Origin of the sequence: Sandaracinus amylolyticus, from assembly GCF_021631985.1 — a bacterium.
Lineage (GTDB): Bacteria > Myxococcota_A > Polyangia > Polyangiales > Sandaracinaceae > Sandaracinus > Sandaracinus amylolyticus_A.
Map to the genome: position 1 here is coordinate 6,053,823 of NZ_CP070225.1, position 14,406 is coordinate 6,068,228.

General features: G+C 72.6%; 15 protein-coding genes. 7 read left to right on the forward strand and 8 right to left on the reverse strand.

Features of this window, described 5'->3' with window-relative positions:
* The first annotated feature begins 2 nt into the window (after positions 1-2).
* Together I5071_RS25625 and I5071_RS25630 are read left to right on the forward strand one after the other, a co-directional pair.
* Positions 3-920: an endo alpha-1,4 polygalactosaminidase gene (locus I5071_RS25625; RefSeq protein ID WP_236515460.1), complete on the forward strand. Its 918-nt coding sequence runs from the start codon at positions 3-5 to the stop codon at positions 918-920.
* On the forward strand, positions 920-1,405 hold the full coding sequence (locus tag I5071_RS25630) for a GNAT family N-acetyltransferase (protein WP_236515461.1): 486 nt from the start codon (positions 920-922) through the stop codon (positions 1,403-1,405). The genes I5071_RS25625 and I5071_RS25630 overlap by 1 nt, the downstream gene beginning before the upstream one ends.
* On the opposite strand, the gene I5071_RS25635 is transcribed toward I5071_RS25630, so the two are convergent.
* The 3 genes from I5071_RS25635 to I5071_RS25645 form a co-directional block, all read right to left on the reverse strand.
* The gene (locus I5071_RS25635; protein WP_236515462.1) at positions 1,402-2,292 is read right to left on the reverse strand and encodes an intradiol ring-cleavage dioxygenase; all 891 of its coding nucleotides are present in this window, start codon (positions 2,290-2,292) and stop codon (positions 1,402-1,404) included. The genes I5071_RS25630 and I5071_RS25635 overlap by 4 nt on opposite strands.
* Positions 2,293-2,371: 79 nt before the next feature.
* A complete protein-coding gene (locus I5071_RS25640) occupies positions 2,372-3,730 on the reverse strand; it encodes a HAMP domain-containing sensor histidine kinase (protein WP_236515463.1) in 1,359 nt (452 codons plus the stop codon).
* Positions 3,727-4,437, reverse strand: coding sequence for a response regulator transcription factor (locus I5071_RS25645; RefSeq protein WP_236515464.1), 711 nt, complete (start codon positions 4,435-4,437; stop codon positions 3,727-3,729). The genes I5071_RS25640 and I5071_RS25645 overlap by 4 nt, the downstream gene beginning before the upstream one ends.
* An 82-nt stretch (positions 4,438-4,519) precedes the next feature.
* Between I5071_RS25645 and I5071_RS25650 the strand changes: the two genes are divergently transcribed.
* Positions 4,520-6,523 carry a putative metal-binding motif-containing protein gene (locus I5071_RS25650; RefSeq protein ID WP_236515465.1) on the forward strand — a complete coding sequence of 668 codons (2,004 nt, stop codon included), beginning with the start codon at positions 4,520-4,522 and terminating at the stop codon, positions 6,521-6,523.
* Here the strand turns inward: I5071_RS25650 and I5071_RS25655 are convergent.
* The gene (locus I5071_RS25655; protein WP_236515466.1) at positions 6,492-7,421 is read right to left on the reverse strand and encodes a LysR family transcriptional regulator; all 930 of its coding nucleotides are present in this window, start codon (positions 7,419-7,421) and stop codon (positions 6,492-6,494) included. The two genes, I5071_RS25650 and I5071_RS25655, sit on opposite strands and share 32 nt — an antisense overlap.
* 80 nt (positions 7,422-7,501) lie before the next feature.
* Between I5071_RS25655 and I5071_RS25660 the strand changes: the two genes are divergently transcribed.
* Together I5071_RS25660 and I5071_RS25665 are read left to right on the forward strand one after the other, a co-directional pair.
* Positions 7,502-8,560 carry a zinc-binding dehydrogenase gene (locus tag I5071_RS25660; protein WP_236515467.1) on the forward strand — a complete coding sequence of 353 codons (1,059 nt, stop codon included), beginning with the start codon at positions 7,502-7,504 and terminating at the stop codon, positions 8,558-8,560.
* Between the two features lie 123 nt (positions 8,561-8,683).
* Complete coding sequence (locus I5071_RS25665) at positions 8,684-9,511, forward strand: MYXO-CTERM sorting domain-containing protein (RefSeq protein ID WP_236515468.1); 828 nt, start codon at positions 8,684-8,686, stop codon at positions 9,509-9,511.
* Here the strand turns inward: I5071_RS25665 and I5071_RS25670 are convergent, their stop codons facing one another.
* Positions 9,512-10,222 (reverse strand): Crp/Fnr family transcriptional regulator, encoded by a 711-nt coding sequence (locus I5071_RS25670; RefSeq protein WP_236515469.1) that lies wholly within the window; start codon positions 10,220-10,222, stop codon positions 9,512-9,514. It abuts the gene before it with no gap.
* A gap of 85 nt (positions 10,223-10,307) precedes the next feature.
* Here I5071_RS25670 and I5071_RS25675 point away from each other — a divergent pair, with 85 nt between their 5' ends.
* Complete coding sequence (locus I5071_RS25675) at positions 10,308-10,835, forward strand: DUF962 domain-containing protein (RefSeq protein WP_236515470.1); 528 nt, start codon at positions 10,308-10,310, stop codon at positions 10,833-10,835.
* Here I5071_RS25675 and I5071_RS25680 read toward each other — a convergent pair whose 3' ends face one another.
* On the reverse strand, positions 10,836-11,333 hold the full coding sequence (locus I5071_RS25680) for a GNAT family N-acetyltransferase (RefSeq protein WP_236515471.1): 498 nt from the start codon (positions 11,331-11,333) through the stop codon (positions 10,836-10,838). It abuts the gene before it with no gap.
* 14 nt (positions 11,334-11,347) lie between these two features.
* The gene (locus I5071_RS25685; RefSeq protein WP_236515472.1) at positions 11,348-12,679 is read right to left on the reverse strand and encodes an APC family permease; all 1,332 of its coding nucleotides are present in this window, start codon (positions 12,677-12,679) and stop codon (positions 11,348-11,350) included.
* Positions 12,680-12,758: 79 nt separating this feature from the next.
* Here I5071_RS25685 and I5071_RS25690 point away from each other — a divergent pair, with 79 nt between their 5' ends.
* Positions 12,759-13,523: a protein-L-isoaspartate(D-aspartate) O-methyltransferase gene (locus tag I5071_RS25690; protein ID WP_236515473.1), complete on the forward strand. Its 765-nt coding sequence runs from the start codon at positions 12,759-12,761 to the stop codon at positions 13,521-13,523.
* Here the strand turns inward: I5071_RS25690 and I5071_RS25695 are convergent, their stop codons facing one another.
* Complete coding sequence (locus tag I5071_RS25695; RefSeq protein ID WP_236515474.1) at positions 13,524-14,360, reverse strand: DUF2007 domain-containing protein; 837 nt, start codon at positions 14,358-14,360, stop codon at positions 13,524-13,526. It abuts the gene before it with no gap.
* Between the last annotated feature and the right edge of the window lie 46 nt (positions 14,361-14,406).

Below are 14,406 nucleotides of genomic sequence, written 5' to 3' on the forward strand. Positions count from 1 at the left end.
GCATGAAGCGTCTCGGCCTCGCGATCGTGGTGCTCGGTGTCTCGGCGTGTGGCGGCGGCGGTGACGACGCCGCGACATCGATCGACGCGGCAGTCCCCGATGCGACGGTGATCGACGGCGCGACGCGCGATCCCGACGCAGCGAGCGCGACCGACGGCGCGACGCAGCGTGACGACGCGGCGAGCGACGGTGGCAGCGCCGGCGAGCCGCGCCTTCCGCCCGCGAACGCCGGGTTCGACTACCAGCTCGGCGGCGCGTACTCGCCGCCCGATGGCGTGCAGATCGTCTCGCGCGATCGCACCGAGTCGCCGGCCGCGGGGATCTACAACCTCTGCTACGTGAACGGGTTCCAGGCCCAGCCCGACGCGTCGGAGTGGTGGCTCGCCGAGCACCCCGATCTCGTGCTCCGCGATGCGGGCGGCGATCCCGTGATCGATCGCGACTGGGACGAGATGCTGCTCGACACGCGCACGCCCGAGAAGCGCGCGGCGCTCGCCGAGATCGTCGGCGGGTGGATCGAGCAGTGCGCCGACGACGGCTTCGACGCGATCGAGATCGACAACCTCGACTCCTACGCGCGCTCGGAAGGGCTGCTCACGCAGGACCAGGCCGTCGCGTTCATGCGCCTGCTCTCCGACGTCGCGCACGCGCGCGGCCTCGCGATCGCGCAGAAGAACTCGACCGAGCTCCTCGCGCGGCGCGCCGAGATGGGCACCGACTTCGCGGTCGCCGAGGAGTGCAACCGCTACGACGAGTGCGGCGACTACGTCGACGCGTACGGCGACGGAGTGCTGGTGATCGAGTATCGACGGGCCGACTTCGACACCGGCTGCGCCGACTTCCCGGACCTCTCGATCGTGCTGCGCGACCTCGATCTCGTGCCGCTCGGCACCGCCGGCTACGTGCGCGACGACTGTTGATGCACCCCATCCGCGAGATCGATCCGAGCTCGGACGACGAGATCGAGATCGTCGCGCGGCGGATGCGCGAGACGCTGGTCGAGGTGCTCGGGGCCGAGCGCGGCACCGCGATGTACACGATGGAGTGGCTGCGCGATCGGGTGCGGTTCCACCTCGATCCCGCGCGCAGCACCGCGGTCGTCTACCTCGCGGAGGACGCGAGCGGGCACGTCACCGGGCACACGATCGTGCGCCTCGACGTCGACGAGACGGAGCGCCCGATCGGGCTCTTCTCGACGACGTTCGTCGAGCCCGCGTCGCGCCGCTCGTCGATCGCGAGTGCGCTCCTCGATCACGGCGAGGCGTGGATCCGCGGTCATCGCATGCCCCGCGCGATCACCTACACCGACGAGCACAACGTCAAGCTCATCCGCCTCTACGAGAAGCACGGCTACACGCTGGCCCCGATGGGCTCGGCGATGGTGCGCCTCGCGAAGGACTTCTAGTCGACGATGCCGACCACGAGCGACGCGGCGTATCCGCCCGCGACGCTGCCGGCGACGCTCGCGAGCTGCGACGACCATCCATCGCGGAACACGTTGTCGCTCGTGAGGCTCACACCGCGCAGCGCCGACGCGCTCGCGCCGTAGCCCTCGGCGCTCGCGTAGACCGCGCTGCACACGTCCTCCGGCATCGCGAGCTGCGAGACGCGGATCGCGTTCCGCCCGTTCGTCGCCGCGGTGAGGCTCGGATGGATCTCGAAGTGGATGTGCGGCCAGCGCCCGACGTAGCAGCCGGGCACGATCGTCGTGAACGTCAGGCGCCCCGAGTCGTCGCTCTCCTGCACACCGCGCAGGTAGCTCTCGCTCGCGATCGCCGCCGAGTACATCGAGTAGTCGCCGTTCCGATCGCAGTGCCAGAGGTAGACGGCGTAGCCCGCGAGCGGCACGCACCCGCGCGCCGCGTCGACGAGCGTGAGCGTGACCGTGAGCGGCACGCCCGTCGCGACTCCGGTCGCGACGCCGAGGCTCGTGCGGATGTCGCTGCGCACGATCCCGGAGAGCGCGAGCGCGTTCGGGCCGTTCGTTCCGTCGCCGGGGTACGGGCCCGCGGTCTCCTCGGGGATCGCGGAGCACTCGTCGATCGCGGTGGTGCCCGAGTCGCTCGCTCCAGCGTCGGCGCTCGTGCTCCCGCCGTCGCTCGATCCCGCGTCGTCGCCGCTCGGCGCGCCCGCGTCGAGCACTCCTCCTGCAGCGCGCGCCGCGCATCCGACGAGCGGCACGAGCCCGGCGCTCGCGAGCAGGCCCACCGCGCGCCGGCGCGTGATCCCGCGCGACATCAGGTGCGCGACGTCGGCGCGCAGCCCTCGGCTCCCATCGTCGTGATCGTGCATGCGTGGTCTCCTTCAGCGACCACCGTGCGATCCCCGTTCCGCGTGGGTGTTGCTCGATTGTTGCGAGATGTGTCGGAGCTCAGCCGGGCATCGAGACGCGCACGAGCGTCCCGCGACCGAGCGTGCTCTCGACCTCGATCGTCCCGCCGTGCGCCTCGACGATGCGCTCGGCGAGCGTGAGCCCGAGCCCGACCCCGCCCGCATCGCGCGCTCGACTGCGCTCCGCGCGGAAGAACGGCGCGAACACGTTCGGGAGATCCTCGGCAGCGATCCCGATCCCGCGATCCTCGACCTCGAGCACGACGCGCTCGCGCTCCTCCCGCAACCGAAGCGCGATCGGTGCCGTGCGATCGGGCGTGTACTTGTCGGCGTTCTCGAGGAGGTTGTCGATCACCCGGCGGAACAACACGGGATCGACGACCAGCCGCCGCGCGCCGGCCTCGAGCGCGACCTCGAGCGGACGATCGGGATGCCGCGCGCGGAACCGCTCGACGCTGCGCCTCGCGAGCTCTTCCGCCGGGATCTCTTCGAGCGCGCTGAGCGGCAGCCCCGCATGCGCGCGATCGCGGGTGTCGAGCCGCAGCGCGACCAGGATGTCGTCGACGATCGACTCGAGCTCGCCGAGGTCGGTCGCGATCTCCGCGACCGCGGCGCGCATGCCCTCGGCGTCACCCTCGGCCGCGAGATCCATCGCGACGCGGATGCGTGCGAGCGGCGTCCGCAGCTCGTGCGACACGTTCGCGAGCAGCTCGCGCTCCGCGCGCATCGACGTCTCGACGCGCTCCGCCATCTCGTCGAACGTGCGCGCGACCGTGCCGATCTCGTCGCGCCGATCGAGCCCGGTGCGCGCTGCGAGATCGCCCTCGCCCACCGCGCGCGCCGCGCGCGCGAGCGACTCGAGCGGACGCACGATCCAGCGCGCGGCGAGGAACGCGCCGGCGCCGACGACGAGCACGCCCGCGAGGATCGTGAGCACGGCCGCGGTGTACGGCCAGGGCGGCGGCGTGCCGCGCGCCACCAAGACGTGCGCCTCGTCGATCGACGCGAGGATGTGCCGGCGCGGCGGCTCGTGCGGTGCGTCGACGAGGGGCAGACCGATCGGCGGCGGCGGCCTCGTGGGAGGCGGCGGCGGGCGCTCCTCGCTGCTCGGCGCGCGCAGCGGCGGGGTCACGGTGCTCGCGATCACGGCACCTCGCCGATCGTGCACCGTCATCTCGAGCTCGAGGTCCCGCGCGACGCGCGCGAGCGTGCCCTCGAGATCGTGATCGAGCCCGGCGCGCACGCGCTCCGCCGCGAGCTCCACCCGCTCGTGCATGTCGTGCGCGTGCGGCGGAGGACGCGTGATCCACGCGATCGCGACCGCCGCGACCACGAGCAGCACGAGCTGCCCGAGCCCGAGCAGCAGGAGCCGAATCGCGAGCCGACCGCGCCGCTTCATCGCGGATCCGGGGAGAGCATGTAGCCGACGCCGCGGATCGTCTTGAGGAAGCGCGGCTGTCGCGGATCGTCTCCGAGCTTCTGTCGCAGCCGCGAGACGTGGACGTCGATCGAACGATCGAAGGCGTCGTCGATCGAGCCGGTGACGAGCTCCATCAGCTGATCGCGCGTCAGCACCCGGCCCGCGCGCTCGGCGAGGGCGCGCAGCAGCGCGTGCTCGTAGGTCGTCAGCACGAGCGGTACACCGTCGAGCGACGCGCTCATCGTGGTCGCGTCGATCACCAGCGGGCCGACCTGCAGGCGCTCGGCGCGCGGTCCCGCTCGTCCGCGCGCGCGACGCGCTTGAGCGCGCAGGCGGGCGAGCAGCTCCCGCGACGAGAACGGCTTCACGACGTAGTCGTCGGCGCCGCCTTCGAGGCCCATCACACGGTCCGCTTCCTCGCCGCGCGCCGTGACCATCACGATCGGCACGTCGCTGCGCTCGCGGATGCGGCGGCACACCTCGAGCCCGCTCGCACCGGGCAACATCACATCGAGCAGCACGACGTCCGGGCGCACCCGCAGCACCTCGGGAACCGCGAGATCGCCTCTCGCGACGACGTGGACCTCGACCCCGTGGGTGCGCAGGTACTGGCTCGTGAGGCGCGCGAGGCGCTCGTCGTCCTCGACGTAGACGACCGTCAGGAGATCGTGCGGCTCGCCGACCATTCCACGATCACATGGCGCGCGCGAGGCGCCGGGAGAAGGGGCCGACACATCTCGACACGAACGCCTGGTACGCTCGCGGCGAATGTCGACCGGTCGAGCGCGCATCGTCGCGGTTCTGTGGGTCCTCGGTGCGCTCGTCATCTCGGCCTGCGGCGACGACGACCCCGCCGACGAGCTCGACGCGGCGACGCGCGACGCGAGCACGGCGTCGTGCACGGACGACGAGGACTGCGACGACGGCCGCTACTGCAACGGCGTCGAGCGCTGCGATCCCGGCTCGAGCGCGGCCGACGACGAAGGCTGCACGCCGGCGACCGCGCCCTGCCCCGCCGACGAGTGCGACGAGTCCGCCGATCGCTGCGACGGAGACTGCGCGAACCCCGATCGCGACGGCGACGGTGAGGACGCCGTCGCGTGCGGCGGGTCCGACTGCGACGACGACGACGACGATCGGTTCGAGGGCAACGCCGAGGTCTGCGACGACGTCGGGCACGACGAGGACTGCGACGCGCGCACCTTCGGCACGCGCGACGTCGACGGAGACGGGGTCGACTCCGCGGCGTGCTGCAACGTCGACGGCTCGGGCGCGCAGGTGTGCGGCACCGACTGCGACGACGGCGCGATCGACGTGCGCCCCGGCGCGAACGAGGTCTGCAACGACATCGACGACGACTGCGACATGCTCGTCGACGAGCGGGTGCGCCTCACGCTCTGGCCCGATGCCGACGGTGATGGTCGCGGCGACGACGACCCGGCGGCGGTCCCGATGATGGCGTGCGCCGAGCGCGACGGATGGGTGCTCCTGCGCGGCGACTGCGACGACGACGAGCCGACGCGCCACGCCGGCGCGAGCGAGGTGTGCAACGCGATCGACGACGACTGCGACACGCTCGTCGACGACGTGAACCCGGGCGTCGTCGTGTGTCGGTCGGGCCAGTCGGTCGCGTGCGTGAACGCGTGCGGCGCCCCGGGCACCTCGACCTGCCGCGCCGACTGCCTCGGCTACGACACGTGCGTCGCGAGCGAGGCGTGCAACGGCTGCGACGACGACGCGAACGGCGCGATCGACGACGGCTTCGAGTGCGCGCGCGGCGTGAGCGAGCCCTGCACCAACGCGTGCGGCGTCGCGGGCACGCGCGTGTGCGCGAACGACTGCACGTGGGCCGGCGCGTGCACCGCGAGCGAGGCCTGCAACTACTGCGACGACGACGGCAACGAGGGCTTCCTCGACGAGCGCCCGCTCGCGACCGCCGACGCGTCGGGCACGCTCGTGTGCAGCGGCGTAGGCGACACGTACGGCGTCGCGCGCTGCGACGGCATCGGCAGCAGCCCGCTGCAGATCTACGCGTCGCTGCTCGACGGCAGCGCGGTCGACACCGCGGGCGCGTTCTGGTTCGACCGCAGCTGGTACGTCGGATGGGGTCGCGTGCGCATCGAGCTCACCGTCGAGGCGCGCACCACGGGCTCGGGATGGCCGCTCGGAGGCTGGTCGCTCGTGCTCGCGCGCGGCGGTGGTGGCGACGTCGGAGATCCCGCGAGCCGCGGCGTGCCCGCGGGCGTCCAGGGCATCTCGTTCGACTGGTACTGGAGCGGCTTCAGCGTCTTCTCGCCCTATCCGTCGGAGAACGACGTGCTGCGGTATCGCCGGCTCGGATCGGGTGGCGGCATCCGCGGCGGCGCGAACGATTCCGACGGCGAGGACGTGGTCGGCTTCGAAGCCGATCTCGACGCGGATGGATCGACGTGGGTCGCGCAGCGTCTGATCGTCGACTACCAGCCCGACGATCCGCGCACCACGACGAACGAGGAGCGCGTCACCGTCACCGCGAACGGCGGCACGCGCACCTACTACGCCGACGGAGAGTCGTCGACGGGGGATCCCGCGAACGACATGCCGGTCGGATCGCCGCTGCGCATCGGGCTCACTGCGGGCACCTACTCGCGCACGATCTCGGGCGCGCCGTTCGGCGCACCGGTCGAGGCGCGCGTCCACCTCGCGACGTTCGTCCCGCCGAGCGGCCCCGGCTCGGGCACCTGGACCTACTACGTCCCGGTCACGCGCGACGAGATCTGCCCGGGGCTCTGATCGCGGCGCGCGCGATGCGCACGATCTCCTGCGCGACGTGCATCGTCGCGAGGTCTCCGTCGCGACGCGGGTGCCACCCGAGCCCGACCTCGAACCCCGCGACCGCGAGCGGCGGCTCCCGCGCGACGACACCGGGGCACGCGACCGCGGGCAGCACGCGCTCCGGCACGAGCGCGACGAGATCGCTGCCGGCGACGATCGCGGGCACCGCGAGGAAGCTCGGCACCACGAGCCCGACCCGCCGCGAGAGCCCGCGTGCGGCCAGCGCCGCATCCAGCGCGCCGCTGGCCTGGCCGCGCCCCGACACCACGACGTGCGGGAGCGCGAGCCAGCGCTCGAGCGTGAACCGACGCCGCGCCGGATGATCGGCGCGCATCGCGACGACGTAGCGCTCGTCGAAGAGCCGATGCCAGCGCAGCTCCGATGCACCCGGCGCGTGCACCGAGACCGCGAGATCGAGCGCGCCGTCGTTCACCGCGGCGAGCGCGTCCTCGGCGCCCGACCACGGTGAGACCACGAGATCGATCCCCGGCGCCTGCGCGCGCAACGACGCGAGCAGCGGCGGCACGAAGATCGGGAGCCCGTAGTCCACCACCGACCACCGCACCGTCTGCACGATGGTCGCGAGCTCGGGGCGTGCCCGCGCGACGAGCCGCGACGCGCTCTCCAGCGCATCGCGCAGCGCCGGGCGCAGCGACTCCGCGCGCGGCGTGGGCCGCAGCCCCTCGCGCGTCCGCTCGAGGAGCGGATCGCCGAACATCGCGCGCAATCGCTCGAGGGCGTTGCTGGCCGCGGGCTGCGAGAGCCCGAGCCGCTTGCCCGCGCGCGTGACGTGCCGCTCCTCGAGCAGCGCGTCGAGCACGACGAGCAGGTTCAGGTCCACCGAACGGAGATTCACGGAATCCATGATCGGGCATCGAGACTATCCATTTCACGGATGACCGCCAGCGACGCAGGGTGAGCGCCGTGGAGGTCGACATGAAGACGAACGAGATCGTGATGGAGCGCGAGGGGCTCGAGGTTCGGGAGCGCGAGATCGCGCCGCTCGCACGCGGCCAGGTCCTGCTGCAGGTCGAGGCGACCGGCGTGTCGTTCGCCGAGGTGCAGATGCGGCGCGGGCGCTATCCGGGACAGCCGCCGTTCCCGTTCGTGCCGGGCTACGACGTGGTCGGCCGCGTGATCGAGGTCGGCGAGGGCGTCGATCGGCGCTGGGTCGGCGCGCGCGCCGCGGCGATGACGCACGTCGGGGGATGGGCGGCGCACGTCGTGCTCGACGCCGAGGATCTCGTCCCGGTGCCGGAGGGCCTCGACGCGGCCGAGGTGGTCGCGCTGGTCGTGAACGGCGCGACCGCGTGGAAGATGCTCCACCGTGTCGCCCGGGTGCGCGCGGGCCAGACCATCGTGGTGCACGGCGCGGGCGGCGGCGTGGGCACGCTCCTCGTGCAGCTCGCGCGGCTCGCCGGCGCGCGGGTGATCGGCACCTGCCGTGGCGCGCAGCGCGCGACGGTCGAGGCGCTCGGCGCGATCGCGATCGACTACCAGGGAGGGCGCGTGCTCGAGCAGGTGCGCGCGATCGCGCCCGAGGGTGTCGATGCGGTGTTCGATCACGTCGGCGGTACGAGCCTGCGCACGTCGTGGGCGATGCTCGCGCGGCGCGGCACGCTGGTCTCGTACGGCAGCGCGTCGACGCGCGATGATCGGGGCTCGGCGTGGACGCCGATCATCCGCAACATGCTGCGCGCGCTCGCGTGGAGCTTCCTGCCCTCGCTGCGGCGCGCGCGGGTGTTCGACGTGTGGGGCCGCAGCAGCCTCGGCGCGAACGCCATGCTGCGCCCGGCGCGCTTCCGTCGCGAGCTCCGCGAGGATCTCGGGCAGGTCTTCGCGCTGCTCGGCGCGGGCACGCTGCGCGCGCAGGTCGCGGCGCGCTACTCGCTGGACGACGCGGGCCTCGCGCTGGGCCGTCACGAGCGCGGTGATCTCATCGGCAAGATCGTCCTCGTGCCCGAGCTCGCGAGCACGGCGCGCGCGGCGGCGTGACGAGCGCGGAGCACGGAGCGCTCCGCGCTCCGCGTGCTGCACGATGTCCATGCGATCGTGCGCGGTACGCCTGTTGCGAGACGGCCGCGCACGATGCGAGCCCGCTTCCTTCGCGCTCTCCCGTTGGCCCTCGCGCTCACCTTCGCGCCCGATGTCGCTCACGCACAGCAGTTCGTGCTGATCGACGTGATGTTCACGTTCACGAAGGAAGACGCGGACACGTCCGAGCCGAGCCGCTCGCACTACTACGTCACCGACCTCAACCCCGATCGGCCGCGCGACTGGACCTCGCCGATCGACTACCGGAACGGCACCGTCCACATCCGCACCGAGGTCATCTACAAGCCGGCGGGCGGCGAGATCACGCAGTGGGTGCTCTGTTACATCCCGAACCGCGGGATCGGGCAGGGCTACGGCTGCACCGGCACCGGCACGTACACCGAGGAAGGCGTCTACGACGTCGACGTCGGCATGCGCGACTGGTGGGAGAACGGCTCGATCGACTGGACCCAGGGCATCCGCGAGATGCACCTCGTCATGAAGGACTCGGACAGCGGCGGCGGCTTCGCGCACCTGCGCCCCGACCCCGAGGAGTTCTTCCCGACGACGATGCGCATCACGATGGTGCAGGTCGCCGCGGGCGCGACCTACGACCCGAGCGTGATCCCGCCGACGTCCGGCGTGATGCCCGACGCCGGCGTGCCGCCGGTCGAAGAGGACGCGGGCGCCGTCGTCGAAGAGGACGCAGGCACGCCGCCGGTCGAGCCCCCCGTCGATGCAGGGCAGCGCTTCGACGCGGGCACGCCCACCGTGCCTCCGCCGGAGCCGACCCCGCCCGAGAGCGGCACGATCCACGGCGGCTGCGCGGTGGCGGTCGATCATCGCCGCGCCTCGCCGCTCGCGCTCGTCGCGCTCGCGGCGCTCGCGCTCGTCCTCCGGCGACGGCGCTGATCAGCCCGGGGTCGCAGCGCGGCGCAGCGCGTCGAGATCGACGATCTCGATCGTGCCGTACGCGAGCCGCACCACGCCGCGCGCCTCGAGATCCTTGAGCAGCTGGTTCACGGTCTGGCGCGACGTCGCGAGCATCGTCGCGAGCTGATCCTGCCGCAGCTCGACCACGCGGCTGCTGCGATCGTGCCAGTCGCCGTAGCGCTCGGCGGAGAGCACGAGCCGTCGCGCGAGGCGGATCGCGAGCGGGTGCGCCGCGTCCTCCATCACCGTGAAGAACACCCGCAGCTTCGCGCTCACGAGCACGCCGAGCGGGCGCCAGTAGCGCGGCTCGCGCTCGAGGATCGCGTCGACCGCGGGCTGCGGCACGTGCACCAGCACCGACGCGTCGTCGGCGATGGCGTCGTGGGTGCGCGCCTGTCCGTCGAGCACCGAGAGCTCGCCGAACCAGAGCGGCGGCTCGACCATCGCGAGCAGCACTTCCTTGCCGTCGTCCTTGCCGCCCGCGACGTGCCCGGTGATGCGCACGCTGCCCTCGACGCACGCGAAGAGCCCGCTCGGCGGATCGCCGCGCGCGAAGAGCCACTCGCCCTTGGCGAGCTTGCGGATCACTGCCGCGTCGATGAGCGCGCGACGGAAGCCCTCGGGCAGGCTCGCGAACCATCGCCCTGCTCGGAGGAGCGCCTCGTACTTCGCTGCGCCGCGTGCGTCCATCCCGCCATTGTCCGCGTTTCGTCGCCCCCGCGACAATCTCCCTCGCGACCGGGGCGCATCTTCCGGGGCGAAAGGGACGGAAACCATGAGGACGTTGGGTGACCACCTCTCGACCTACGCGAGCTACCACCGCGACCGCCGCAACATCGTGACGCACTTCGCCGGGATCCCGGTGATCGTGCTCAGCGTCGCCGCGCTGCTCGCGCGCGCTGCGATCGACGTCGGTGTGGTGTCGATCTCGGCGGCGACCGTGGTCGCGATCGCGACCTGCGGGTTCTACCTCTCGCTCGATCGCCGCTTCGGCCTCGTGATGAGCGCGCTGATGGCGCTCGCGGTGTGGGGCGGCACGGTGATCGCGGCGCAGTCGTTCGGCGTGTGGCTCGGCGTGTCGGTCGCGCTCTTCGTGGGCGGCTGGGCGGTGCAGTTCGTCGGGCACGGGTTCGAGGGCAAGAAGCCGGCGTTCGTCGACGATCTGATCGGGCTCGCGGTCGGTCCGCTCTTCCTGGTCGCCGAGATCGCGTTCGCGCTCGGGATGCGCGACGAGGTGCGGCGCGAGGTCGAGCGCCGCGCGGGCCCGACGCGCGCCCGGACCGTCGCGATCGCGCGCGGATGATCAGATCGCGCGTCGCATCGCGAACGAGCGAGTCCCCACGCGATTGACGATCTCGCGCTCCACCACGAACCCCGCGCGCTCGTAGAGCCGGATCGCGGGGTTCGTGCTGCGCACCGAGAGGACGATCTCGCGATGGTGCGCGCGCGCCGCGGCGAAGAGCGCGTCGAGCATCCGGGTGCCGAGGCCGAGCCCGCGCGCGTCGGGACGCGTCGCGATCGCGAGCTCCGCGATGCCGGCCTCGACGACCGCGCCGGGCACCCCGGGCTTGCCGGCGCGCAGCCACGCCGCGCCGAGCGCAGTGCCGGAGTCACTGCACGCGATCACGCCGACGTCGCCGTCGCGTGTGCCCCACGCGCGCACGTAGCCCTCGAGGTTCGGGTCGATCTTCGCCGACGCGATCGCCTCGTCGAGCGGTGTGTCCATCGACGCTGCGTGGGTGAGCATCTCCCAGAGGAACGCCTCGTCCTCGCGCGTCGCGAGCCGCACCGTGATCGTCATCGCGCGATCGTGTACTACGCCGCGCGCGCGACGCGACCTCCGATCTCGCTGCGTCCCGAGAGCGCCACGTAGAGCCACAGGCCGATCACGATCGTCGCGAGCCCCACGAGCGCGGCGACCGGGCGCTGCCAGAGCGTGTGCACCGTCATCCAGAGGCTCAGCGCGATCGCGACCCCGGTGGTCCACGGATGGCCCCACGCGCGATAGGGGCGCGGCATCTCGGGCGCGCGCGCGCGCAGCACGAACACCCCCGCGAGCGTGAGCGCGGAGCTGAGCGCGAGCGTGAACCCGATGTACGTGAGCAGCGCGTCGAACGTGGCGGTCGCGGCGAGCGCGAGCGCGATGCAGGTCTGCAGCACGCTCGCGCGCAGCGGGCCGCGAGCCCCGTCGCGCGACGTGGTGAGCCACGCGAGCCGCGGATGATCGCTCCCCATCCGCTCGTACACACGCGGACCGGTGAGCGCGATCGCACCGACGGTCGTCGCGAGCCCGACCGCGACCACCGCACCGACGACGACGCCGACCTCGGGCCCGAGCAGATGACGCGCCGCGACCTGCGCGACGTCGACCTCGCCCGCGAGCACGCGCGCCGGCGCGCTGGCGAGGAACGCCGCGTTGAGCGCGACGTAGAGGCAAGTGACCACGGCGGTGCCACCGAGCAGCGCGCGCGGCAGCGCACGTCCCGGGTCGCGCACCTCGCCCGCGACGTACGCCGCGGCGTTCCACCCGGTGTAGCTGAAGCTGACCCACACGAGCCCGACCGCGAGCTGGCCGCTCGTCGTGAGCGCACCGAGCGAGGTGGTGCCGGGCTCGAGCACGCGTGACGGCTCACCGAGCGCGAGCCCGACGATCGCGAGCAGCGCGACGAGGCCGAGCTCGAGCGCGGTGATCGCGTCCTGCAGGCGTGCTCCGCCGCGCGCGCCGCTCGCGTGCACGCCCGAGAACACGAGGATCAGCGCGATCGCCCAGACCTTCCCGGACACGCCGGGCAGGAGCGGCTCGAGGTACGCGCCGAATGCGATCGCGGCCGCGGCCATCGGCGCGGAGAAGCCGACGATCAGCGAGATCCATCCGCTCACGAAGCCGACCGCAGGATGATAGATGCGCGAGAGCAGCGCGTACTCGCCGCCGTTCTCCGGCATCGCGGCCGTGAGCTCGCCGTACGCGAGCGCGCCGCACATCGCGAGCGCACCACCGAGCGCCCACACGATCATCACCGGCAGCGCGCCTCCGAGATCCGCGAGCAGGAGGCCGGTCGTGGTGAACGCGCCGGTGCCGATGGTGCTCGCGATGACGAGCATCGTCGCGGTGCGCGTCGTGATCCGTCGACCGCGCGCGTGCGTCATCACCGCGAGCTAGGAGCGGACCCGCGCGCGCCAACTCTGGTCTCGCTCTTGCCGCCGATCGCTCCAGGAGGAGGAGACGATGAGAGCGATGCTGAGCTTCGTGCTCGCGACCTGCGTCGTCGCGGGATGCTCGCGCGAGCCGGCGGAGCCGCGCGCGGCGAAGGCCGATGCACCCACGACCTCGACCGGCGCGGACACCGCGGGGGGCGCCTACGCCGACGAGCGCGAGGAGCTCGCGCGTGCCCTCGCGCGCGACGGGATCCACGACGATCGCGTGCTCGCCGCGATCCGCAGCGTGCCGCGCCACGAGCTCGTGCCCGACGATCTGCGCGCGATGGCGTACTGGGATCAGCCGCTGCCGATCGGGCACGAGCAGACGATCAGCCAGCCCTACATCGTCGCGCTGATGACGCAGCTCGCCGACGTCGATCCCGGCGACAAGATCCTCGAGGTCGGGACCGGCTCGGGCTACCAGGCCGCGGTGCTGAGCGCGATGGGCGCCGACGTCTACACGATCGAGATCGTCGAGGCGCTCGGTGGGCAAGCCGCCGAGGATCTCGAGCGCCTCGGCTACGACGTGCACGCGCGCATCGGCGACGGCTATCGCGGCTGGCCCGAGGAGGCGCCGTTCGACGCGATCGTGATCACCGCGGCGCCGCCCGAGGTGCCGCAGCCGCTGCTCGATCAGCTGCGCGTCGGAGGACGCCTCGTGGTCCCGGTCGGCGAGCGCGATGCACAAGAGCTCGTCGTCATCACGCGCACCGAGGACGGCTACGAGCGATCGCGCGGATTCCCCGTGCTCTTCGTGCCCATGACGGGCGAGGCACAGCGACGCTCGCGCTGATCACTCGAAACAGGTGCGGCACTGGTAGAGGTCGTCGCACGTCGCTTCGTCGATGCAGGACTCGCACGAAGGCGGCAGGTAGAGCTCGCTGAAGCTCGAGGCCGATGCCCACAGGCACTCGCGCAGCTCCACGTCTCCGCACTCCGCCATCGCCTCGCACACCGACGTCGTGCGCGGCCCCGCGACCCACGCCGCACCGGGGCCCATCATCAGCGCGACCCAGATCGCCGTGAACGCCGCGACGATCTCCGGCGCGAAGCGCCGCTTCGATCGCACGACGTCGCGCCCGGCGAGTCGCTCGCAGTGCCAGATCGCCCCGAGCACGTCGCCGAGCACCGCGAGCGGCAGCAGGAAGATCGCGAACGGCATGCCCGCGCCGGCGAGCACCAGCGCGAGCACCTCGACGAGCGCGACGATGCCCGCGCTGCGCCACTGCGCGACGTAGAGGTGCCCGCCGCCCGGGATCACCATCGACGCGAACGCAGCGACGCGCCGGCGCTTGCCTGCCACGGTCGACGGCGCGCGCGCCGCGTCGCGATAGCTCACGACGGCGCGCTCTTCGCGCGGCTCGTCCTCGTCGCGCAGATCGGGCCCGTCGATCGGCGCCGCCTCGAGCGCGTCCAAGAGCGCCTGCGCGCGCTCGCGATCTCGCCGTGGCACCTGCACGACGATCTCCACGTAGCTGCCCATCACACCGACCATCGCGCGGTGCTCGAGGCCCGGCGTCGACACCGGGATGCCTTCGCTCTCGAGGAGCTCGCGGATCATCTCCGCGCGCAGCGGCTCGTGCGTGCGCAGGAGCTCGACCCGCTCCTCGTCTCCGTGATCGTCGCTCATCCGCGCAGCGTACGAGGCCCCCACGCCCGACGTCGAGCTCTTGGCC